17 protein-coding genes and 1 pseudogene are annotated in these 22,085 nt (G+C 38.1%); 17 read left to right on the top strand and 1 reads right to left on the bottom strand.

Features of this window, described 5'->3' with window-relative positions; translation table 11 throughout:
- Window positions 1–274: 274 nt before the first annotated feature.
- On the top strand, window positions 275–2,362 hold the full coding sequence (locus BLR86_RS01390; protein WP_090757857.1) for a sigma 54-interacting transcriptional regulator: 2,088 nt from the start codon (window positions 275–277) through the stop codon (window positions 2,360–2,362).
- 94 nt (window positions 2,363–2,456) lie between these two features.
- Here BLR86_RS01390 and BLR86_RS01385 read toward each other — a convergent pair whose 3' ends face one another.
- Window positions 2,457–3,356, bottom strand: coding sequence for a LysR family transcriptional regulator (locus tag BLR86_RS01385; RefSeq protein ID WP_090757856.1), 900 nt, complete (start codon window positions 3,354–3,356; stop codon window positions 2,457–2,459).
- A gap of 303 nt (window positions 3,357–3,659) precedes the next feature.
- Here BLR86_RS01385 and BLR86_RS01380 point away from each other — a divergent pair, with 303 nt between their 5' ends.
- The 16 genes and pseudogenes from BLR86_RS01380 (at window position 3,660) to accB (ending at window position 22,078) form a co-directional block, all read left to right on the top strand.
- Window positions 3,660–4,022 (top strand): cupin domain-containing protein, encoded by a 363-nt coding sequence (locus tag BLR86_RS01380; protein ID WP_090757855.1) that lies wholly within the window; start codon window positions 3,660–3,662, stop codon window positions 4,020–4,022.
- 98 nt (window positions 4,023–4,120) lie between these two features.
- A complete protein-coding gene (locus BLR86_RS01375; protein ID WP_090757854.1) occupies window positions 4,121–5,137 on the top strand; it encodes an NAD(P)-dependent oxidoreductase in 1,017 nt (338 codons plus the stop codon).
- A gap of 201 nt (window positions 5,138–5,338) precedes the next feature.
- Complete coding sequence (dctP, locus tag BLR86_RS01370; protein ID WP_090757853.1) at window positions 5,339–6,406, top strand: TRAP transporter substrate-binding protein DctP; 1,068 nt, start codon at window positions 5,339–5,341, stop codon at window positions 6,404–6,406.
- Window positions 6,407–6,454: 48 nt separating this feature from the next.
- Window positions 6,455–7,954 carry an aldehyde dehydrogenase gene (locus BLR86_RS01365; RefSeq protein ID WP_254782198.1) on the top strand — a complete coding sequence of 500 codons (1,500 nt, stop codon included), beginning with the start codon at window positions 6,455–6,457 and terminating at the stop codon, window positions 7,952–7,954.
- Window positions 7,955–8,011: 57 nt separating this feature from the next.
- Window positions 8,012–9,097: a zinc-binding dehydrogenase gene (locus BLR86_RS01360; protein ID WP_254782197.1), complete on the top strand. Its 1,086-nt coding sequence runs from the start codon at window positions 8,012–8,014 to the stop codon at window positions 9,095–9,097.
- A gap of 249 nt (window positions 9,098–9,346) precedes the next feature.
- Window positions 9,347–10,744 carry an MmgE/PrpD family protein gene (locus tag BLR86_RS01355; protein ID WP_090757852.1) on the top strand — a complete coding sequence of 466 codons (1,398 nt, stop codon included), beginning with the start codon at window positions 9,347–9,349 and terminating at the stop codon, window positions 10,742–10,744.
- Window positions 10,745–10,917: 173 nt separating this feature from the next.
- A complete protein-coding gene (locus BLR86_RS25880; protein ID WP_175492756.1) occupies window positions 10,918–11,076 on the top strand; it encodes a hypothetical protein in 159 nt (52 codons plus the stop codon).
- A gap of 51 nt (window positions 11,077–11,127) precedes the next feature.
- Window positions 11,128–12,015, top strand: a pseudogene (gene dctP, locus BLR86_RS01350) (TRAP transporter substrate-binding protein DctP); the annotation flags it as partial.
- 469 nt (window positions 12,016–12,484) lie between these two features.
- Window positions 12,485–13,252 (top strand): electron transfer flavoprotein subunit beta/FixA family protein, encoded by a 768-nt coding sequence (locus BLR86_RS01345; protein ID WP_090757850.1) that lies wholly within the window; start codon window positions 12,485–12,487, stop codon window positions 13,250–13,252.
- Window positions 13,253–13,279: 27 nt separating this feature from the next.
- Entirely contained in the window at window positions 13,280–14,251 is a 972-nt protein-coding gene (locus BLR86_RS01340; protein WP_090757849.1) for an electron transfer flavoprotein subunit alpha/FixB family protein, read from the top strand.
- A gap of 41 nt (window positions 14,252–14,292) precedes the next feature.
- A complete protein-coding gene (locus tag BLR86_RS01335; RefSeq protein WP_090757848.1) occupies window positions 14,293–15,468 on the top strand; it encodes a thiolase family protein in 1,176 nt (391 codons plus the stop codon).
- 89 nt (window positions 15,469–15,557) lie between these two features.
- Window positions 15,558–16,835: an acetyl-CoA hydrolase/transferase family protein gene (locus tag BLR86_RS01330; protein WP_090757847.1), complete on the top strand. Its 1,278-nt coding sequence runs from the start codon at window positions 15,558–15,560 to the stop codon at window positions 16,833–16,835.
- A 602-nt stretch (window positions 16,836–17,437) separates the two neighbouring features.
- On the top strand, window positions 17,438–19,507 hold the full coding sequence (locus BLR86_RS01325) for a (Fe-S)-binding protein (RefSeq protein WP_090757846.1): 2,070 nt from the start codon (window positions 17,438–17,440) through the stop codon (window positions 19,505–19,507).
- Between the two features lie 143 nt (window positions 19,508–19,650).
- A complete protein-coding gene (locus tag BLR86_RS01320) occupies window positions 19,651–20,154 on the top strand; it encodes a biotin/lipoyl-containing protein (RefSeq protein WP_090757845.1) in 504 nt (167 codons plus the stop codon).
- 14 nt (window positions 20,155–20,168) lie between these two features.
- Window positions 20,169–21,521, top strand: a complete 1,353-nt coding sequence (gene accC / locus BLR86_RS01315) for an acetyl-CoA carboxylase biotin carboxylase subunit (protein ID WP_090757844.1) — start codon at window positions 20,169–20,171, stop codon at window positions 21,519–21,521.
- A 38-nt stretch (window positions 21,522–21,559) separates the two neighbouring features.
- Complete coding sequence (accB, locus tag BLR86_RS01310; protein WP_090757843.1) at window positions 21,560–22,078, top strand: acetyl-CoA carboxylase biotin carboxyl carrier protein; 519 nt, start codon at window positions 21,560–21,562, stop codon at window positions 22,076–22,078.
- Window positions 22,079–22,085: the final 7 nt, after the last annotated feature.

Raw genomic sequence — 22,085 nt, 5'->3', positions numbered from 1 at the left:
TATTTCTCACGTAACTTGACGGTGAATTCTCATCAGCATGGCGTGAGTTTTTTTATGTCAATATGTGTGGAAGGTGAGCGAACTTTTATTGTTCGAATCATTCTTGAATCAAGTCCAAATATGGTTTGTTGGAATTCCTGGGAATGTTCAAACTAGTGGGAATATGTTTAATGTTGAAATAAAAACAAATCTATCTTAAAATTAAAAAGAGTCAAAAAATTCTTTCTACCAGATTGGGAAATGTTTTTAATATAGGTAATTGGAGGTGTTCTGATTGAAAAGGATTACAAGTGGGGAAATAGCTGTTAAAACTTCCATTCGAATTATGGAGAATCAACTTGTAACAGAAGTCGTACCATTATTTGAACAATCCAACCTGGATGCTCTTCCTGTTTATAATATTCAGGATCAGATTATTGGTATTTTGGAATGGCATACCGGAAGAAGTGCAATTCAGACCGGTGAAAGTGAAATTTCAAAATTATTATTAAATCAAGATTATCTGTTGGTTTCAGAGACAGAAGATATTGAAGCATTAGTTCACAAGAAAAGAGCGTATTATTTAGTTCAAAATAAAAATAAATCGGTTGTTGGAATCATAAGCCAAAGACAATTAAATGAAGTCTATATTGAAATGATCCGTACTCGCTTGTCGATGTTGGAAGCTGTTTTTGAACATGCTCCTGTTGGTATTGTATCAATTGATAAAAACGGAATATTTACATCCTTGAATCATGCAGCTGAAAAGATAGCAGGTCTAAATAAAGAAACTGCGATTGGTGAATTTATAACGGATGTGGTTCCTCACAATAAGGTCATGGAAGTCCTGCGGACGGGAATACCCCATATCGACATGAAGTATCGGGTTGGAAACAGAAAAAGCATGGCAACGCGAACCCCCATCATGAACGGATCAGAGGTGAGCGGCGTTGTCTCCATTTTACAGGATATTTCAGAGCTTGAGAATAAATCAGAGGAACTAGACTCTGTTCGTAAACTAAATAAACAACTGGAAGCTATTATTAATGCCTCCTATGATGGAATTATCATTACAGACTGTAATGGAGAATATCTTCGCTGTAACCAAGCGGTAGAAAACCTTTTTGAATGGGTGTTTTCCAAACGGTACGAAAGAAATATATTTAAGAATAATCCTTCAGATAAATCCGAAATCATTAAGACGGTTTTGAAAGAAAAAAAATCTTTAACTATATCTAAGGTTTTGGAGGAAACCGGGGTAAACTTAATTCTTACATTAAGTCCAGTTATCATTGAGGACACTGTAGAATATATGGTAGTCAATGTAAGAAATATTACAGACTTAATTCAGTTAAAAAAGGAAGTAGAAGAAAATAAATTATTAACGGAGCGTTATAAAGAAGAACTAACTCAATATCGATTGGAATTGAAGTCACGGATCGATTTTATAGCCGAATCTCCCAAAATGAAATACCTTTTGCAACTAGTCAATAGGCTATCATCATTTGATTCTACTACTCTACTATTAGGAGAATCCGGGACAGGAAAAGAAGAAATTGCAAGGATAATACATCTTAATAGTTTACGTAGTCACGGTCCATTTATTACGATCAACTGTGGAGCAATCCCCGAGAATCTGCTTGAATCTGAACTATTTGGATACGAAAAAGGGGCTTTTACTGGTGCAGGCCAAAAAGGTAAACCGGGAATGTTTGAATTGGCTGACAAAGGAACACTCTTTCTTGATGAAGTGGGAGATCTCCCCCTGCCATTACAGGTGAAACTATTAAGGGTTGTTCAGGAACGGGAAGTGACACGAATCGGGGGAACCGAGCCGACAAAAGTGGATGTTCGAATTCTTGCTGCTACCAATATTAATTTAGAAGAAAAAATAAAAAATGGACAATTTCGCGAGGACCTATACTTCCGGCTAAATGTAATTCCAGTTATAATACCTCCGCTTCGTGAGCGAATGGAGGACCTCATCCCGTTAACCAGAATGTTCCTTGATGAATTAAATCAGTTTTACCGGTTGTCAAAAAAATTCACTCCGAATTCCTATGAGATGTTATTGAAATATAATTGGCCGGGAAACGTCCGGGAATTAAAAAATGTAATTGAAAGGTGTTATGTATTATCTGAAGGGGATGCAATTAATTTGAAAGAAATTCATGTTCCATTATTTCTATCACAAACAGTAGCTAAAGAAGAAAATATGATGGATGTCGAAGAAATCCCCTCCCTTAAAGAAGCGGTTATGCAATATGAGATCAATCTTATTAAAAGGGCGATAGAGAAGTACGGGAATACATATAAAGCAGCCGAAGTATTGCAAGTAAATCAATCAACCGTTGTTCGTAAGTTACAAAAACAGGAAGCATAAGAATGACATGGCTAAAATAATTTATGACAAAAATAGTTATAAAACAAAAAAGGTAGGATATCTCAAGATTTTGAGTAATCCTACCTTTTTCTGCCTATAAATCATATTTTTTAATAGTTGAACTAAACATTTTTACAAATTCTTTTGCTGGTTTTGAAAAATACTGGTTTTTTGACCGCATCCAGCCGAACATAATTTCCTCTCGATTATCTTCAATTTCTAAAGGAATAATATCCCCTTTTTTTACGGAATCATCATTTTTTATATAGAAATCTGGATAGAATCCAATTGCAATTCCGGATGAAATTATATTTTTTGCAAACTCGTTATTCCAAGATGAAAATAAAATATTCAATTCGTGCCCTTTAAGGATTTTTTTAAAGTAAAAATGACTGAGGTAACTTGATTTAAACATGACGATCGGTTGTTTAGAAATTAATTCTATTGACAAGGGGTTGTTGATCGGAAAAGGAGCATTCTTACCTACGCATACTAATATCTTTCCGGAGAATAAACGCTCAAAATACATATTATTAATATGGTTCTCAGAGATATAAGAGGTAAGTCCCACCTCAACACGATTATCCAAGATATCTTGAACGATTTGGTCTGTTCCATTCTCACTAATTTCAATATCAACCCGTGGGTGTTTTTCTTTAAATTCTAGCAAAGTATCAGTAATGTATCTGCCTAAGCTTGGAATTGTTGCGATGGATAATTTCCCCGTAAGTATCTCTTCTTCTCTTTTAGCTTCATCTATTATTTCTTCAATAGTAATGAGAACAGATTGAGCTTTCGGTAGTATGCTTTTGCCGATCTCTGTGAGAACAGCACCATTTCGAGAACGTTCGAATAGCCTAACTTTTAATGTATCTTCCAATTTTTTTATGCCATGGCTAATGCTAGGTTGAGAGATATACAAATTATTTGCAGCTTGTGAATAGGATCCTGTTTTTGCTATCTCTACAAAATATTGTAATTGCTCTAATCGCATATTCCCCACTCTCCCAGTTGTAACTATAGACAACGTCTATATAATTATCTATTATTTCAATTTTACATTAATAATATCTAATTATATACTAAATTACAAATATTAAATAAATTCCGATAATGGAGGTTAGCAGATGTTTCTCAAAATCAATTATTAATGAGTGTTCAAAAAAATAACGCATAAACGTATTAAAGGATGATTCTATGTCAGAAAAGTTACCGATTTTATGATTGAACGTATACCCTTGTTAGTAAAAAGGTGCGTTCTGAACGATAAAAAATAACAAGTGAGGAGCAAGTGAATATGAAGGTTATTAAAGCAAATGAAATGAAATTGGATAATATGAATACGAAACTATTTACTGGTGAGGTAAAGTGTGGGTTTTTGTTGTCTGCTGATGAAAGTAAAGAATATACCATGCTTATGGTTAGCTTTCCCAAGGGTGTGCGCAACAAATTTCACACTCACAGCAGCGACCAGATACTCATCATTACAGCAGGAGAAGGGATTGTTGCAACGGAGGATGAGGAATGGACAGTGAATGTAGGCGACATTGTCTACATTCCAGCGGGACTAAAGCATTGGCATGGCGCCCATACGGAATCAAATTTTTCCCACCTTTCTATATATCACGCAGAAAATAAGAGTACCCAGCTGGAAGACTAGTACTCTTTCAATTTAATGTATTTAAAACAGTTGACGTTTATTGTTTGTTATTTTGCTGAAAGCGTTTTCGAACAACTATATGATTGGGAGGAAAGTATATGAAAAGAGAAGTAATAGGCTTTTTGGGCCTTGGCACTATGGGGTTACCAATATGTTGCAATTTATCAAAAAATGACTATCCTTTGGTTTTACCAACTTATCGAAAGGATATTGATGCCAGTAGTGGATTTTCCTCAATTACACCTGATTACCAAAGTAAGTTAGCAGTTATTAATGATTTACTAGAAAAAGGGGCAAAAGGTGCTTCTAGTTTAGAAGAACTAGTTGGAATGAGCGATATAATCATAATAAGTATGCCAACTTCCAAACAGGTAGAGGAGATAGTATTAGCGCCCAACGGGATTTTAAATAACGCTCGGAAGGGTACTATTGTAATTGATCTAACAACAGCTGATCCCAGCAGTACTAAAAAGTTAAGCCAAATGCTAGGAGAATATGGAATTGAAATGCTAGATGCTCCCGTATCTGGGGCAGTAATAGGTGCAATCAATCAAACCTTATCCATTATGGTAGGAGGTAAAGAGGAATTATTTGAAAAATGTCTCCCCATTTTTGAAGTGATAGGAAAAAAGATCGTTCATATGGGACCGATTGGTTCGGGACATACAATTAAATTAGTAAATAATTTCTTAGGTGGTTGTGCGGTCGTTGCTACTGCTGAAGCAATAATGGTTATAAAAAAATCGGGGATCTCTCCTCAAAAAGCTTTGGAAGTGATCAGTACTGGCTCAGGGAGAAATATTGCTACAATGGATAAGTTTCCTAATTATGTCTTGCCTAATAAAAAAAATAATTTTTCCTTGAATTTAATGACTAAAGATCTTGGATTATATAACCAAGTTGCTAAAGACCTACATGTTCCTTCTTTTATTTCTAATATCGTGTATCAGTTGTTTAATATTCCAGTTTCAAAAGGTGAAGGAGATGAAGAAATGCTAGATATTGTAAAAATGTATGAAGAATGGGCCGGTGTTAAAGTTTCGGGGACTGTTACTGAAAACAAGTTAGTTTCAGAAGCAACAAAACCATCCAGCAATGAATTGTCATGTCCATAAATTGAATTTTAAAGTTTTAAATATTCAATTAATTAATCCTAAGTTAGCAGATAAGCAAATGGAGGCTCATATGTCACGTCTGAAAACCTATGATTCCCCCTGCACGTGCAGGGTGTGTTAATGAAGTAATAACTCATACGTTGATAAAATACTACACGACACACCAACTAAATACCAAATCATCTACAGGGGGGGATTGATATGTTATCGAAAAAATATTCAATTCTAATTAGCTGTTTTATGGTTTTACTTTTAATCATGGCAGGTTGTGGCTCAAATTCAAAAGATGCAGGAAGTAAAGTTAATGAAAGCGAAGATACGATTACATTAAAAGTGGCAACGTGGTATTCCCAAGAGTCTTATTACACTACAGAATTCTTTGATCCGTTTATGGAAAAGGTAACCAGTTTAACAGATGGCCGGGTTCAGTTTGAGTATTATCCTGGGGAACAACTTGGAAAGGCAGCTGATTCATTAAGTATGGTGGCTAAAGGTGTAGCCGATATTGCTCATTTCTCGCCCAATTATACACCTAGTGAAATGCCGATAGGAGCGAATATGATTGGTATACCGGGATTGTATAAATCAACTGTCGAAGGTGCACAGGCTTATCATAAAATCGCCCAACAAAGCCCAGTATTGGATAAAGAATTTTTAAATAACGGTGTAAGACTCGTATCTGCTACCTTAACTCCGTTATACAACATCATTTCTAATGAAAGAGAAATCAAGGTTCCAGGAGATTTAGAAGGATTTAAACTAAGAGCAACACCTGGTGTATTTACTGAAATCTTCAACTATCTTGGAGCCATACCCGTATCAACGAGTGCCAGTGATATATATAGTTCGTATAGCACGGGAATAGTTGATGGACTTCATTTCAATTATAATGATTTTGATATTTTCGGCCTTAGGGAATCTACAAAATATGGAACAAAAGATTTAAATATGGGCGCAGGCTTAGTAGGTCTTATCATAAATGAAGAGGTTTATCAAGGGTTACCTCAAGATGTACAAGAGGCTATCATGCGAGTGGGTGAAGAATTAGGAAGAAGTATGACCGAATATATTGATGCTGGAAATACGAGAGTCTCTGAAGAGTTGTTGGAATCCAAAGAAATTACCATTCATGAATTATCAAAAGATGAAAAGCAAAAATGGCAAAACTTCTTCACTGAATTTGAACAATATTGGCTGGAAAGACAGGACAGTGAGGATTTTAATAAAGCACTGGAAATGTTTAAAGAAGAAATAGACAAACTTAAATAATCATGTTCAAGAAGCAGATTAAAACTTATAGAAAGTTGAGGTATTTATATGGAAAAGTCAAATACAATACAGCAATATCAAATGTATATCGGGGGAGAGTTCGTAGATGCAATTTCAGGTGCCGTGATTGAATCAACCAATCCTGCCTCAGGACAAGTCTGGGCGCTTATACCTCGAGGACAAAAAGAAGATGTAGACAGAGCTTGTCAAGAGGCCAAACAATGTTTTGAGTCAAAAGAATGGAAAAGTATATCACCTGCTCAAAGGGGAAGATTATTACGTCAGTTAGCTGAGGCAATAGCCGATAATGCGGAACATCTTGCAAAAATTGAAACACAAGATAACGGAAAATTGTATAAAGAAATGCTGGCTCAATTAAAACTTATTCCCTCATGGTTTGAATATTATGCGGGCTTAACAGATAAACTACAAGGTTCGGTGATTCCGTTAGAACGCGAAAGTCTGTTTAATTACACCATGAAAGTGCCGTTGGGGGTTATTGCTTGTATAACTCCATGGAATTCTCCCCTTTTAAACGCAACCTGGAAAATGGCTCCAGCATTAGCAGCAGGGAATACGATCGTGCTGAAACCATCTGAATATACGTCAGCTTCTTCATTGGAATTTGCTAAGGTTTTCCATGAAGTAGGTTTTCCAACTGGGTCCTTGAATGTCGTGACGGGATATGGCAGCGAAATAGGTGAGCATATTTCTAAGAACCTACAGGTCAATAAAGTAGCATTTACGGGTGGTACAGCAACGGGCCGTAAGGTGGCAATGAGTGTAGCTTCTAACTTGGCTAGAGTGACATTGGAATTAGGCGGGAAAAGTCCGAATATTGTGTTTGCAGATGCTGATCTTGAAGCAGCAGAAGCTGGTGTTCTCGCTGGTATTTTCGCGGCAAGTGGACAAACGTGTGTTGCAGGTTCCCGCTTATATGTTGAAAGAAGAATTATGGATGATTTTGTTGATCGATTAGTGAAACGTGCTAATGCAATTAAAATAGGCGATCCAATGGACCCTGTTACACAAATGGGACCTGCTGCAACGCCAGAACAATTAAATAAAATCGAAAATTATGTAAAAATTGCAATAGATGAAGGGGCGAGTGTTGTAGCAGGAGGAAAAAGACCAGAGGCCCCCGAATTGGAAAATGGCTTGTTTTTTACGCCGACCATTCTAACTAATGTAAATAACTCCATGAGAATTTGTCAAGAAGAAGTGTTTGGTCCTGTTTTATGTGTTATTCCATTTGATAGTGAAAAAGAAGTTGTAGAATTGGCTAATGATTCTGAGTTTGGTTTAGCAGCTGGAATTTGGACAAATGATGTAAAAAGAAGCCATCGAATGGCAAGAGCGATTGAGTCAGGTATTGTCTGGATCAATACTTACCGTACAAGTACACCGAACTCACCTTTCGGTGGATTTAAAAATAGCGGTATTGGAAAAGAAAACGGGATTGAAGCTATTTATGATTATATGCAAACGAAGAGCGTTATCATGGAACTCTCTAATGAAATTAGCGATCCGTTCAATTTTCGTTCTTAATATTTTTGAGTTTTTTAGGACTGGAGTTTATGTTTCGATTCACAAGGAGGTTATTTAGTGAAGGGTAAAGTAGCTGTAATGGTAGGACCACAAAAAATTGAATATCAAGAATATGGATTGCCCAATTTAGAAAAAGGTGCATTGTTGTTGAAGATTATAAGAGCCAATGTTTGCGGTTCTGATCTGCATATTTGGCATGGAGCTCACCCAGTCGTAAAGGGGGGCCCCATGGGGCATGAAATGGTAGGAAAAATAGAAGAAATCGGCGAAGGAGTTACTACGGATCATTCGGGTAAACCGATTCGGGTAGGTGACCGTGTAGCTGTGACCTTTTTTCAGGCATGCAGAAGATGTAATGCTTGTGCAAATGGGGAATTTGTTTTATGTGAAAATACTTTAGAAAATTTAAATAGACAGCCAGAAGAGTTCCCCCACTTTCACGCAGCTTATTCCTCACATTATTATGTAAATCCTTATCAATTTTTTTATAAAGTGCCTGATAACATACCGGATTCTGTGGCAGCGAGTGCAAACTGTGCCATATCTCAGGTTTTATATGGAATCGACAAAGCACAGCTTAAAGTGAATGAAACAATCCTGATCCAAGGAGCCGGCGGTTTGGGCCTTTATGGAGCAGCCATTGCCAAAGAGAGCGGAGCTAAAGTGATTATCATAGATGGGGTAGAAGCACGATTAAATCAGGCTAAGAAATTCGGAGCCGATCATCTAATTAATATACGCGAATATGATACGGTGGAAAAAAGGAATGCATTAATAATGGAGATCACTAATGATAAAGGAGCAGATGTCGGCTTGGAGGTCTCAGGTGTTCCGGATGCATTTAGTGAAGGAATTCATCATATCCGACAAGGCGGAAGATATGTATCGATGGGAAATATCGTAATTGGAGCATTTACCCAATTTGATCCCGGTTTAATGACCAGAAAATCTATTACTATTAATTCTGTTATTCGTTATCAACCTTCGTTTTTATATAAAGCATTGGAGTTTTTATCCAGAAATATAAATAAATATCCGTTTATTGATTTGGTGGATGCGGATTTTAAGTTTGAAGATATTGAAACAGCTCTTAACAAATCATTAAAAAGAGAAATAACAAGAGCATCTATCGTAATTGATTAATATCGTGTATCAGTTATTATTCCAGTTGCAAAAGGTGAAGGAGATGAAGAAATGCTAGATATTGTAAAAATGTATGAAGAATGGGCCGCTGTTAAAGTTTCGGGAACTGTTACTGAAACCAAGTTAGTTTAATAGAGGTTTCACGAGTACAAATTCATACCGAGGGGCTGAGTTCCTCTGCTTCAACATGGCCCCTCGAAGATTCTAAAATATATAAATTTCAATTTTATCCCCGAGGAGGAAATATATATGGATCACTTAGAAAGAATCGTTAAGATTGCAAATTCCCTCTCGTTTGAGGAAATACCATATAACGTTATAGATGCTACAAAGAAAGACATCTTGGATACTCTTGGCTGCATATTAGCGGGTGTAAATGCAGAAGGAACGAACGAGTTGTTGCAAATCATATCTGATTGGGGCGGAAAGAAGGAAAGCACAATCCTGTATCATGGAATAAAGGTACCTGCTCCATATGCTACCTTAGTAAATTCAACCATGGCCCATGCAAGGGATTTTGATGATACACTTGATCAGGCAGCTCTCCATGCAGGAGTTTCTATTATTCCCGCCGCTTTGGCTGCAGCTGAAAGGGCAGGGGAATGTGATGGAAAATTATTTTTGAAATCGGTTACATTAGGTTTGGATTTCTTATGCAGATTGGGGAAAGCAACAAAGATTGGAGCCACTGAGATAGGCCTTGTTTATACCTCTACATTTGCTTATTTTGCATCAGCCCTGACAGCTGGTTTGATCCTAAAGCTAAATGATGAACAATTGATAAATGCTATAGGAATAACAATGAGTCAAGTAGCTGGTACGGTACAAGCAGTTTCAGATGCAGCATTAACAAAGCGGATTCAACCAGCTTTCGGTGCACAAGCAGGGGTAACCGCTGCTATTCTTGCAAAGCAAGGTATAACGGGTGCCAGAAATGTTTTCAATGGTAAATTTAGTTTTCCTAAAGTTTATTTAAACGATCATTTTGACTACGATTTATTAATCGATTCATATGGGGAAAATTTTGAAAGTGAAAATTTAAGCTTTAAGCCTTACCCTTGTTGTCGTTTTACTCATCCGGCAATTGATGCTGCTTTGCAATTACGAGAGGAAACAAACATGAACCCAGAAGACATCGTGGAAATTTCAGTAGATGTTACAACTCAAGCAAATGTTGTATGTGAACCAGTTGAAAGAAGAAAAAAACCGCAAGTCGTTGTAGATGCACAATTTAGTATTCCGTATACAGTAGCAGTGGCTTTGGTAAAGGGGAAAGTGTTTGTTGAAGATTTTACGGAAGCAGCGATTGCTGACCACAGGATTCTGAATATAGCTAATAAAGTGACAACTAGATATGATAATAGTTTGGCAGGTAGGGGAATTTCCCCAGCCATCGTAACTATTGTCACAAAGGATGGTAACGTTCATCAGAGAAGAGTTGACCATCCACTGGGCAGTATTGAAAATAGTATGAGTATCGAAGAGATTGTCGATAAGTTTAAAAAATGCTCCAAACTTACACCTAACGAAATTCCAGAAAGAAATATTCAGGAAGTAATTAACAGGCTTGGAGAATTAGAGAAAGAAAATAACATCACAGAAATTATTAACCTTTTTACACTTAATAAAAGCAATTCTTTGGTGTAAAGATCCGACAAAGTGGTCACAACCACATCTTCGTATTTAAATCTTTGTAATCACAGATCCATTGACCTACAAATTGGCTTCAATTCAACCTGATTTAGTAGAGGGAGTGATATTTACTTCTTTTTTCTACATAAATCGTATGAAATATTAAATTAGCTAGAGGGGGAATTAAAATGTTTTCGAAAAAATATTCTATTCTAATTAGCAGTTTAATAGTTTTACTATTAATCATGACAGGTTGTGGCACAAATTCAGAAAATACAGTAAATGAAGTTAGTAAAAATAATGATAATCAAAATAATACAAAAGCGAGCAAAGATACGATTACATGAAAAAATGCATCGCCTTTTCCAGCAGGAGGTTATCATACACCAGAACTTTTTGAACCGTTTATGGAAAAGGTTACTAGCTTAACAGATGGTCAGGTTCAGTTTGAGTATTTTCCTGGAGAGCAACTTGGAAAATCAGCCGATACAGTAAGTATTGCAGCTAATGGTATAGCCGACATTTCTGTTTTTGCGCCCGTTTTTACACCTAGTGAAATGCCGATAGGAGCGACATTGCCTGGTCTACCTGGAATGTTTGAAACATCTGTCCAAGGTGCAACGGCTTATTATAATATTGCCCAGCAAAGTCCGGTATTGGAAACAGAATTTTTAAATAACGGTGTAAGACCTATAGCTGTGACCATGACTCCTTCCTACGAGCTCTTTACGAATGGAAAAAAAATTAAAGTTCCAGAAGATTTAAAAGGATTTAAACAACAAGTGGCAGGAGGAATATTTACTGAAATTTTTAACTATCTTGGAGCCGCTCCCGTATCCATACCTACCAGTGATGTTTATAATGCGTTTAGCACGGGAATTGTTGATGGACTTCATTATAGCTATGTTTCTGTGGAAGCATTTGGTATCGATGAATTGACAAAATATGCAACGCGAGGTCTGAATTTGAGCTCAGGAATATATGGTCTTGTCATAAACGAAGACGTTTATCAAAGTTTACCTCAAAATGTACAAGAAATTATCATGCAAGTTGGCGAAGAAATGGGAAGAAGTTTAACCGAATATATGGATACTCAAAATACAAGAGTCTATAAAGATTGGGTTGAATCCGGAAAAATTAGCATCCATGAATTATCAGAAGATGAAAAGCAACAATGGCAAAACTTCTTCGATGAATTTGAAAAATATATACTGAAAAAACAGGACAGTGAAGATTTTAATAAAGCACTGAAAATGTTTAAAGAGGAAGTAAAAAAACTGAAATAAATTGTTAATTCCAACTTGAAAATATTATTAATATGAGCATGGCAAAGGTTTCATTATGCAAAATTGACTGGAGAACTCATATGGATAGTGATTCTATGTAATGCTTAAGGTAAGCCCCTATCAAACAGCATAAAAACTCGCAGCACCTCCTGGTACGATACTAGTAGTATCGTACCAGGAGGTGCTATTCTGATGTCGATAGAAAAATCAAAAACTATCCCCGTTTCACCTCATCCCAAATAGTGAAAATTGGATCCGAATGTTCCTCTTGGATTTCGCAGCTAATGCAAAAGAACATTATTCATCCGCTAGTTTGGATGCGATAATGCATTGAGAAGAAGCTGATCTGGCATTATTTAATGCATATCCTTAACCCATGCTTAGTTTGAACGCACAAATATTATTTGGCACGGAAATTGCATGATTATTTAAATGAATAAATTAAATAAGTGACTAGGAGGGAATGTAGTTGAACATTTTAGTTTTGTTAAAGCAAACCTTTGATACAGAAGAAAGGATTGTCATCGATAACGGCAATATCAATGAGGATGGTGTGGAATTTATCATCAATCCTTATGATGAATATGCAGTGGAGGAAGCAGTTAAAATCAAGGAAGATATGGGGGCAGAAGTGACAGTCCTGACTGTTGGTCCTGATCGTGCAAAAAATGCACTACTCACAGCGTTGGCGATGGGTGCGGACAAGGGGATTTTCGTCGAATTAGAAGACATTGATGTCGATGAATATTCTTTGGCTAAAATCATTACTGCAACCATTAAGGGAGAAGAATATCAATTAATCCTTGGCGGGAATATGGCTATCGACTCAGGAGCGGGTCAAGTAGCTCTTCGTGTTGCTGAAATTTTGGGGATTCCACATATAGCAGCGATTACAAAACTGACAATTGAAGGCAATAAGTCAATTATGGAAAGAGATATGGAAGGGGATATCGTAACTTTTGAAGTAAATCTTCCTGTTTTGGCAAGTGCCCAGCAAGGTTTAAACGAGCCTCGCTACCCATCCTTACCTGGAATTATGAAAGCCAAGAAAAAACCAATTAAGAGGCTGTCAGTAGATGAATTAGATTTGCCAGAAGAAGAGTTTGCTCCTCGAACTTCGATCCGTAATCAATATGTGCCGGAAAGGAAAAAGTCAACCCGGGTTTTGGAAGGGGAAATACCTCAACAGGTCAGTGAACTAGTTAATGTACTTCGTACAGAGGCAAAAGTAATCTAATTATTATAATGCAAAGGGGATGGAGAAATGAGTAATAAAGTTCTAGTTTTGACTGAAATAAAAGATGGAAAACTGCGTAATGTATCTTTGGAAGCCTTAACAGTAGCCCAGCAATTGGCACAAGGGGGAGAAATAGTAGCAGCAATTTTTGGGCCAGATGCACCTCGTTTTATAGAAGAAGTAAGCCAGTATGGACCCCAAAAAGTAATTGTTGTTGAAGATGAAGCGTTAGCTGATTATACAATGGATGGGTACAGCCAAGCTTTAACTCAGCTGATCGAAGAAATACAGGCGGAGATTATCTTAATGGGCCATACATCCATTGGAAAGGATGTAGCACCTAGAGTGGCAGCAAGATTTGACTCAGGTCTAGTAACTGATTGTACAACTGTTTCTGTAGAGAATGAAACAATCATTTTTACGAGACCGATTTATGCAGGAAAAGCGTTTCAGGAAAAGACTTTTAATCAAGGAAGAATATTTGCTACCATTCGTGCGAACAATTTTGAGATTAAAGAAAAACCAGTACAATCGGAGGTTATCTCCTATCAACCTATGATTAAAAATATAAGAACGGTGATTAAAGAAATCGTTAGCAAGACAACAGGGGGAGTCGACTTAAGTGAAGCGAAAATTATTGTGTCCGGTGGTCGTGGCGTCAAAAGCGAGGAAGGGTTTAAGCCATTGCAGGAATTGGCAGAAGTATTAGGTGCAGCTGTAGGTTCATCTCGAGGGGCTTGTGATGCTGGATTTAGCGATTATTCTATGCAAATAGGACAGACAGGAAAAATAGTTACGCCAGATCTTTATATTGCTTGTGGAATCTCTGGTGCAATTCAGCACTTGGCTGGAATGTCTAATTCAAAAATTATTGTTGCCATAAATAAAGATCCGGAGGCTCCAATTTTCCAAGTAGCGGATTATGGCATTGTTGGAGATCTTTTTGAAGTAGTTCCGTTATTGACAGAAGAATTTAAAAAAGCGCTGGTTACCGCTTAATTTTTCGAGTGGAAAACTGAAAAGAACAAGGAGGCAATGGTGTGGAAGATATTGTTATTGTATCAGCAGTTAGAACGGCGATTGGGAAATTCGGTGGTTCTTTAAAAGATATAAATTCTGGGAACCTTGCGGCCAAAGTTATTGAAGAATCGATAAAAAGAGCTGGAATTAACTCTGAAATGGTTGATGAAGTGGTTATGGGTGAAGTAAGACAGGCCACAGAGTCTTCAAATGTGGCTAGAGTAGCCGCACTTCGTGCCGGCATTCCAGATAGTGCAACAGCTTTTACCATCAATCGCCTATGCGGTTCCGGTATGCAAGCGGTAGCCTCAGGCGTGCAACAATTAATTACAAAGCAGGCAAATATAATTGTTGCGGGCGGTGTAGAAAACATGAGCCGTGCACCTATGTATTTACGGAATTCAAGATTTGGAGAAGGAAACCCGTATGTTGTCGATTCCAATTTGGAAAACGGACAACAGCCTATGGAAACATGGGGAGACCTAGGTATGGGAATGACAGCTGAAAACGTAGCGGAGAGGTATGGAATCTCTAGGGAAGAACAGGACACTTTTGCTTTTGCAAGTCAGCAAAAAGCAGTAGCAGCGATTAAAGAAGGAAGATTTAAAGATGAAATTGTTCCTGTTGAAGTAAAAAAGAAAAAAGAAACCATCCATTTTGATACCGATGAATTTCCTCGTGAAACATCGATGGAAAAGCTAGCAACGCTTAAACCAGTATTCAAGCAAGGAGGTACCGTGACCGCTGGAAATGCATGCGGGAGAAATGACGGTGCTACTGCGATTGTTCTCATGACCAGGAGCAAAGCTAACGAGCTTGGATTAAAACCGATGGCAAAAATTTTGGATTGGGCGACTTCGGGTGTTTCACCAGATGTAATGGGACTCGGTCCAGTTTCAGCGGTAAAAAAGCTGTTAACTCGAACTGGCATGAATCTAGACAATTTTGGACTAATAGAGTTGAACGAAGCATTTGCTGCACAGGTACTGGGAGTTGCTAGAGATCTTAACTTAAATTTGGATAAATTGAATGTAAATGGTGGGGCGATTGCCTTGGGCCATCCTGTCGGAGCGTCGGGAGCAAGAATTATCACCACTCTACTTTATCAGATGCGGCGGCAAAAAGAGACACACGGATTGGCCACGCTATGTATCGGAGGCGGTCAAGGGATGGCTATCGCTTTGGAATTATTATAAGAGTTATATTTATGGGATATGATGAGGGTTAAGGCGTAGACCTCCTTTTGGAGGTCTACCACTATTTTGGATTAAATCAGAGGTGAAAAATGATAAAGGAATGGATAAAGACTTATCATGAAAGACAAAGAAGTGTAGAAGAAGCGATTTCCAAAATACAGTCTAATTCAAACATCATTTTGTCTTCCTTTTGTAGTGAACCACAGACCCTTGTGGAAGAACTAGTCAGGCAAAAGGATCGCCTACAAGATGTTACTATATATAACAATATCATAGGTAGTCCTTGCGTTTATGCAGCGGCTGAATGTTTTCCGAATCTGCAAATACGCACCTTTTTAGGTTCGCCATTGTTAAAAGTAGCTTATCAGAATCAGGCATGCGATTATATTCCGATCAATCTTTCGGAAATTCCTCGCTTTATTGATAGAGAAAATGTAGACGTGGCTTTTATTCAGGTATCACCGCCAAACGAAAAAGGGTATTGTAATTTAGGAATATCTGTGGATTTTGCACAATCTCTAATTCGAAGAGCAAAATACGTTATCGCTGAAGTAAACAGCAAGATGCCATTTACTTACGGAGATACTTTGGTTCATGTTGAAGATATTGATAGTATTGTTTTAACTTCGCGGCCATTATTATCGATAAAATCCGGAGAGCCGACAGACATTGAAGTAAAGATTGGTGAGTTTGTTTCCGAATTAATTCCAGATAAAGCAACGATTCAAGTGGGGCTGGGAAGTCTTGGTGATAGTATCATTCGTTCCCTGAATAGTAAAAATGGATTAGGTGTTCATTCTGGATCGATTACAGACGCAGTTATAGATCTGGTTGATAAAGGAGTAATAACCAACGAACATAAAGCAATTGATCGTGGCAAAATGGTCTGTACAACTTTAACAGGAACAGAACAGGTTTATCGCTATGCCCACATGAATCCATTAATTGAGCTGCATCCTGTGGATTACACACATAATGGCAGTACTCTTGCCAAACTAGATAAGTTTCATGCAATAAATTCTGCTTTAGAAATCGATTTAACAGGTCAAATAAATGCGGAACAAATTGGGCTCTATCCTATAGCCGGAGTGGGTGGACAGATGGATTTTATTCGAGGAGCCCAGCTTTCAAAAGGTGGTAAATCGATCATTGCACTTCCTTCTACAGCCAAAAAAGGGACTCAATCCCGTATAAAGGCTACTGTTTCTCATGTGACATCATTGAAATCAGATGTACATTATGTAGTTACAGAATTTGGTATTGCTAGTTTGTTTGGAAAATCAATAAAAGAAAGAGCGAAAGAACTATTGGTCGTAACTCACCCTGATTTTCGTGAACAGTTGAAATATGAGTTAAGAAAAATCTAATATTCTATATCTCTTCTGCCTACTAACTTCATCCAATAATAACCAATAAGCCATTCTAAAGAAAAAGGGCTGACCCCTTAAAAGTTGTTTTTAACGAACTTTTGGGTCAGCCTCTTTTATTTTTGGGAGTGTAGTAACAGACTATTAGGGGTGATTCACGTTAAATGCAAAATGACATCAACAGCCTTCGAGTTCTAATGCAAGAATGCATCGAGGTGAAAACAGGATATGAATCATTGTAAGCATATCTCCGCAATGACAGAAGGTTAAAGTGATTAAAGTGTTTTGGCATGATAATTGCATGATTATTGATGAATAGAAAAAGCAAATGAATAGGAGGGAGTGAAGGTCAACATTTAATACTGATAAAAGAAGAATGTATGGCAGATACATAAAGGGCCAGAACTTTCTAACTTCTATGTAGTAGATTAAGGAATTATAGGTGATTTGCTTAAAGTCGTTCGGTTATACGGAAAAATAAAAAGTATTCATGGAAGTATGGGGAGTAAAAAGAACAATAGAGTAATAGTTCTTATTCTGATTTTGCTGTTTTTTAAAAGGAAACTGAGTAGAACCTACATTAAAAATGAAGGAGAAACAAGATGTTATCATTGCTGAATTTACTTGCATTCCTAGCTATAGCAGGATATGCCTTTTATTTGTTTGTTAACGTTGTTTATACAAGGATTGTGTTTGTGAAGCTTGGAAAAAAAGCGGATTTTGAACCAAATTTGAAAGAGCGGCTTAACGCTGTATTGATAAATGGGTTTGGTCAGAGGAAATTGTTTAAAGACAAGAAAAGCGGGTTCATGCATTTAATCTTGTTTTATACTTTTTTTATCATTCAGGTAGGACTGATCGAACTCATCATAAAAGGGTTTATTAAAGGCTATGAATTCCCTTTTGGTGAGGGGCATAAATACTTCAGTCTTCTGCAGGAGTGGGCAACATTCCTGATGCTGTTGGCTGTTATATATGGATTTTACCGCCGTTATGGCGAAAAGCTGAAGAGGCTGCAATGGCAGCGTGACGGCAAAGCTGCTTTTGTCTATATCGTTTTATCTGTACTAACCTCATCCATCTTGCTTACATTAGGATTCGAAGCGATTATGTTAGATCATGAACCGAATCTAACCTATGCTCCATTTTCTGGTGCGATTGCGTTATTGTTTTCCGGGATCGGGTCCACGGCAGGAACTGTTTTGTTCTATCTATTTTGGTGGGTGCATATGGTAACCGTCTTTTCATTCATGGTGTTTGTACCGCAGTCAAAACAAGCACATGAGTTATTCGCAATCTTCAACATTTTTTTCAAGAAAACCGGACCTGTTGGGAAATTGCGCAGCGTTGATTTTGAGGACGAAGAAGCAGAAGAATTCGGTGTCGGAAAAATTGAAAATTTTACCCAACAGCAGCTAATCGACCTGTATGCCTGTGCGGAATGTGGTCGCTGTACGAATATGTGCCCAGCTTCAGTAACCGGGAAAACCTTATCACCAATGGCATTAATGGTGAAAATGAGGGACCATTTGACTGAAAAAGGAGCAGCTGTCACCTCGCGCAGCCCATGGATGCCAAGACCTATTTTCGGTTCTTCAATAGCTGTCTCCGGCTTGGGTGCTCAGGAAACAGCGGCAACGCTTGAAATGCCTAGCCTGATTGGCGATGTCATTACTGAGGAAGAACTATGGGCTTGTACGACCTGTCGAAATTGTGAAGATCAATGTCCTGTGGGAAACGAACATGTGGATAAAATTATTGATTTGAGACGGTTTTTAGTATTAACCGAGGGCAATATACCCCAAGAAGCGAATCGCTATTTTCAAAACATTGAAAGACAAAGCAATCCGTGGGGGCTTAACCGTAAGGAGCGCATGAACTGGCGAGATGAGCGCAGTGACATTGAAGTTCCGACGGTAGATGAGGTGGATGAATTTGAATACTTATTTTGGGTAGGTTCGATGGGTTCCTATGACAAACGAAGTCAAAAAATTGTCCAATCGTTTGCCAAAATTATGAATGTGGCCGGGATAAAATTTGCCGTTCTCGGAAATAAAGAGCGGAATTCGGGTGATACGTCACGGAGAATGGGGAATGAGTTTTTATTCCAACAATTATGCCGGGAGAATATTTCCAATTTTCAGTCTCATGGTGTGAAGAAAATTGTCACAATTGATCCCCACGCTTTTAATACCTTTAAAAATGAATATCCTGAGTTTGGTTTAGAGGCTGAAGTATATCACCATACAGAGTTAATTTGGAAATGGATTCAGGAAGGCCGTATTAAACCGGTGAAAGAGGTTAAAGAAACGATTGCTTATCATGATTCCTGTTATCTCGGTCGCTATAACAACATCTATGATATTCCGCGTCAAATTCTTACCTCGATTCCTGGTATGGAACTCTTAGAAATGGAACGCAATAAACAGGATTCCATGTGCTGCGGGGCTGGCGGCGGCATGATGTGGATTGAGGAAAAGCAGGGAAAGCGGATTAACGTAGAACGGACTGAACAAGCATTAAGCGTAAATCCATCGATGATCGGAAGCAATTGTCCATATTGCTTGACGATGTTAAGTGATGGAACAAAGGCAAAAGAAGTAGAGGAACAGGTCAAAACCATGGATATTGCAGAAATTGTAGAACGTTCAATCGCAACAGTGAATGGATAATTCGATGTTGGTTTGCAGATGTGTGAAACTCTTTTACTCCCAAGACAAACCTATTTAATTGTTTAACTCAAATCAGTTGTACAGTTAGGGTAACCATTCAGGTTTATTTTATGAAAAAAATAACAGGGTAGGTGAGGCTATTTATGTTAAAAATGCTTGAACTTAGAGAAATGATAAAACTAGTAAGTAAATCTCCCATTCAAGAATTTAGCTTGAAGAATAAAGGAGTCAGGGTCTTGATGAAAAAGTCGATTCCAGAGGTTACAACCCAGAAGATAAGTGAAGTTGATCAAGAGAATTTTCAAAATGCCTATAAAGAGGCTGCAGCTGCATTAGAAGTTAGAGACCCGGAATCTTCGCCCATTCCAATGTCTTTAAAAGAGGATGCTAAGGAGCCTTTATTACATCAGATTGTTTCACCCTTTATCGGCGTGTTCTCCTCTTCCTCTGCACCAGGTGCTAAACCTTTTGTAAAGGTCGGTGACAGGGTTTCCCCTAACACCATTATTGGCAGTAGTAACGTGGAGCCCTTAAAGCTCTTTCAACAGATTGCATCTGATGTAGATGGAGAAATTACTGAGATTCTTGTAGATGATGGTGAATTGGTTGAATATGGCCAACCTCTATTTTTAGTGAAGGCAGAATAAGGGAGGAACTTTCAATGTTTAAGAAAGTATTGATCGCTAATCGAGGAGAAATCGCGGTTCGTGTGATCCGTGCATGTCAGGAAATGGGGATTAAAACAGTAGCCGTTTACTCGGAGGCTGACAAAGAATCCCTGCATGCAAAACTAGCTGATGAATCTTTTTGCATAGGACCTACCGCATCCAAGGACAGTTATTTAAATATGGCGAATTTAATGAGCGCAGCTGTACTGTTGAATGTTGATGCCATTCACCCAGGGTATGGTTTCCTGGCAGAAAATGCAGATTTTGCGGAACTCTGTACATCATGCAACATTGCCTTCATCGGTCCTGATGCTGAAGCCATTACTAAAATGGGGGACAAAGCAATAGCGAGGGAAACGATGAAGCGTGCAGGTGTTCCAACTGTCCCAGGCACAGAGGGATTAGTCGAAGATCTGGAAGAAGCTGTCAAGGTAGCTTGCGAAATCGGTTACCCCGTGATTGTGAAAGCCACGGCCGGCGGTGGTGGAAAGGGAATGCGAGTGGCTAACGACGAAATGGAATTAAGAAAGTCCATTCGGCAGGCACAGAAAGAAGCAGAGACGGCTTTTGGGAATCCAGGTGTCTATTTAGAGAAGTATTTAGAGGAGCCGCGTCATGTAGAAATTCAAATTATTGCGGATAAAATGGGGAACGTTACTCACCTTGGAGAACGGGATTGTTCCATTCAGCGGCGCCATCAAAAACTATTGGAAGAAGCCCCCTCCCCAGCACTAGATCAAAACCTTCGGGAGCAAATGGGGAATGCAGCGGTTGCAGCAGCAAAATCGGTAAATTATCACGGTGCAGGTACCGTGGAATTCCTTTTAGATAAACATGGACAATTCTATTTTATGGAGATGAATACCCGCATCCAAGTAGAGCATCCTGTTACGGAAATGGTTACTGGGATTGACCTGATTAAGGAACAGATTGCAGTAGCTGCGGGATATCCACTTTCTTTTCAGCAAAGTGATGTACAGATAAATGGTTGGGCAATCGAATGCCGGATTAATGCAGAAAACCCGGCCAAAAATTTTATGCCATCCCCGGGCAAGGTAGAGATGTACCTTCCTCCAGGTGGATATGGTGTAAGGATCGATAGTGCCATATACCCAGGTTATCAAATTTCTCCATTCTATGATTCTATGGTGGCAAAACTAATAGTGTGGGGAAAGGACCGTAATGAGGCGATTCAAAGGATGAAACGTGCTCTATCCGAGTTTGAAATCAGCGGAATTAAAACGACAATTCCATTCCATCTTCAATTATTAGAACATGAAGCTTTTGTTAAGGGTGACTTTAATACTAAATTTCTAGAATTGCATTCTATCAATATAGAAGATTAATAGAGTCCGATTAGAGAACGGATAAGGAGCGAATAAAAATGTGGAAAATACATGAAGTTAGAGAAATAATCAAACTTTTTAATGAGTCATCTCTTCAGGAAATGGAAGTTGAATTAGAGGGAGCTGAATCCAAGATTTCCTTAAAGAAACAGGAAGGAAGCACTTTACCATACTATGAAAATATTGAAGCATATAAACCTGCAGCTGTAAAAGAAGCTAAAGCTCCTATCGTAAATGAGGTCCCAAAACCTCTTACTGAACCTAAAAAAACAGTCCAAAAAGAGCGACAAGAGCCAATGGATGAAAATGATCCCAATTTATTTAAAATTGTTTCTCCAATGGTGGGAACCATCTACCGAGCTCCAGGTGAAGATGCAGATCCATTTGTAAAAACAGGTGATAAAGTCGAAAAATCAACCGTGGTATGCATCCTTGAAGCAATGAAACTATTCAATGAAATTGAAGCTGACGTTAATGGAGAAATAGTTGAGGTATTGGTTGAAAATGGACAATTAGTCGAGTATGGCCAACCACTGTTTCTTGTGAATACAAAATAGCATCAAT

The organism is Bacillus sp. OK048 (genome assembly GCF_900103525.1).
In the GTDB taxonomy this organism is placed as follows: domain Bacteria; phylum Bacillota; class Bacilli; order Bacillales; family Cytobacillaceae; genus Neobacillus.
Note: the sequence above shows the minus strand (reverse complement) of the source record. Positions and strands in the feature narration are given on the sequence as shown.

Bases quoted from the DNA above. Each gene is read 5' to 3' on its own strand.
- BLR86_RS01385 (WP_090757856.1), bottom strand. From the start codon at position 3,356: ATGCGATTAGAGCAATTACAATATTTTGTAGAGATAGCAAAAACAGGA.
- BLR86_RS01380 (WP_090757855.1), top strand. From the start codon at position 3,660: ATGAAGGTTATTAAAGCAAATGAAATGAAATTGGATAATATGAATACG.
- BLR86_RS01375 (WP_090757854.1), top strand. From the start codon at position 4,121: ATGAAAAGAGAAGTAATAGGCTTTTTGGGCCTTGGCACTATGGGGTTA.
- dctP (WP_090757853.1), top strand. From the start codon at position 5,339: ATGTTATCGAAAAAATATTCAATTCTAATTAGCTGTTTTATGGTTTTA.
- BLR86_RS01365 (WP_254782198.1), top strand. From the start codon at position 6,455: ATGGAAAAGTCAAATACAATACAGCAATATCAAATGTATATCGGGGGA.
- BLR86_RS01355 (WP_090757852.1), top strand. From the start codon at position 9,347: ATGGATCACTTAGAAAGAATCGTTAAGATTGCAAATTCCCTCTCGTTT.
- BLR86_RS25880 (WP_175492756.1), top strand. From the start codon at position 10,918: ATGTTTTCGAAAAAATATTCTATTCTAATTAGCAGTTTAATAGTTTTA.
- BLR86_RS01340 (WP_090757849.1), top strand. From the start codon at position 13,280: ATGAGTAATAAAGTTCTAGTTTTGACTGAAATAAAAGATGGAAAACTG.
- BLR86_RS01330 (WP_090757847.1), top strand. From the start codon at position 15,558: ATGATAAAGGAATGGATAAAGACTTATCATGAAAGACAAAGAAGTGTA.
- BLR86_RS01325 (WP_090757846.1), top strand. From the start codon at position 17,438: ATGTTATCATTGCTGAATTTACTTGCATTCCTAGCTATAGCAGGATAT.
- BLR86_RS01320 (WP_090757845.1), top strand. From the start codon at position 19,651: ATGTTAAAAATGCTTGAACTTAGAGAAATGATAAAACTAGTAAGTAAA.
- accC (WP_090757844.1), top strand. From the start codon at position 20,169: ATGTTTAAGAAAGTATTGATCGCTAATCGAGGAGAAATCGCGGTTCGT.
- accB (WP_090757843.1), top strand. From the start codon at position 21,560: ATGTGGAAAATACATGAAGTTAGAGAAATAATCAAACTTTTTAATGAG.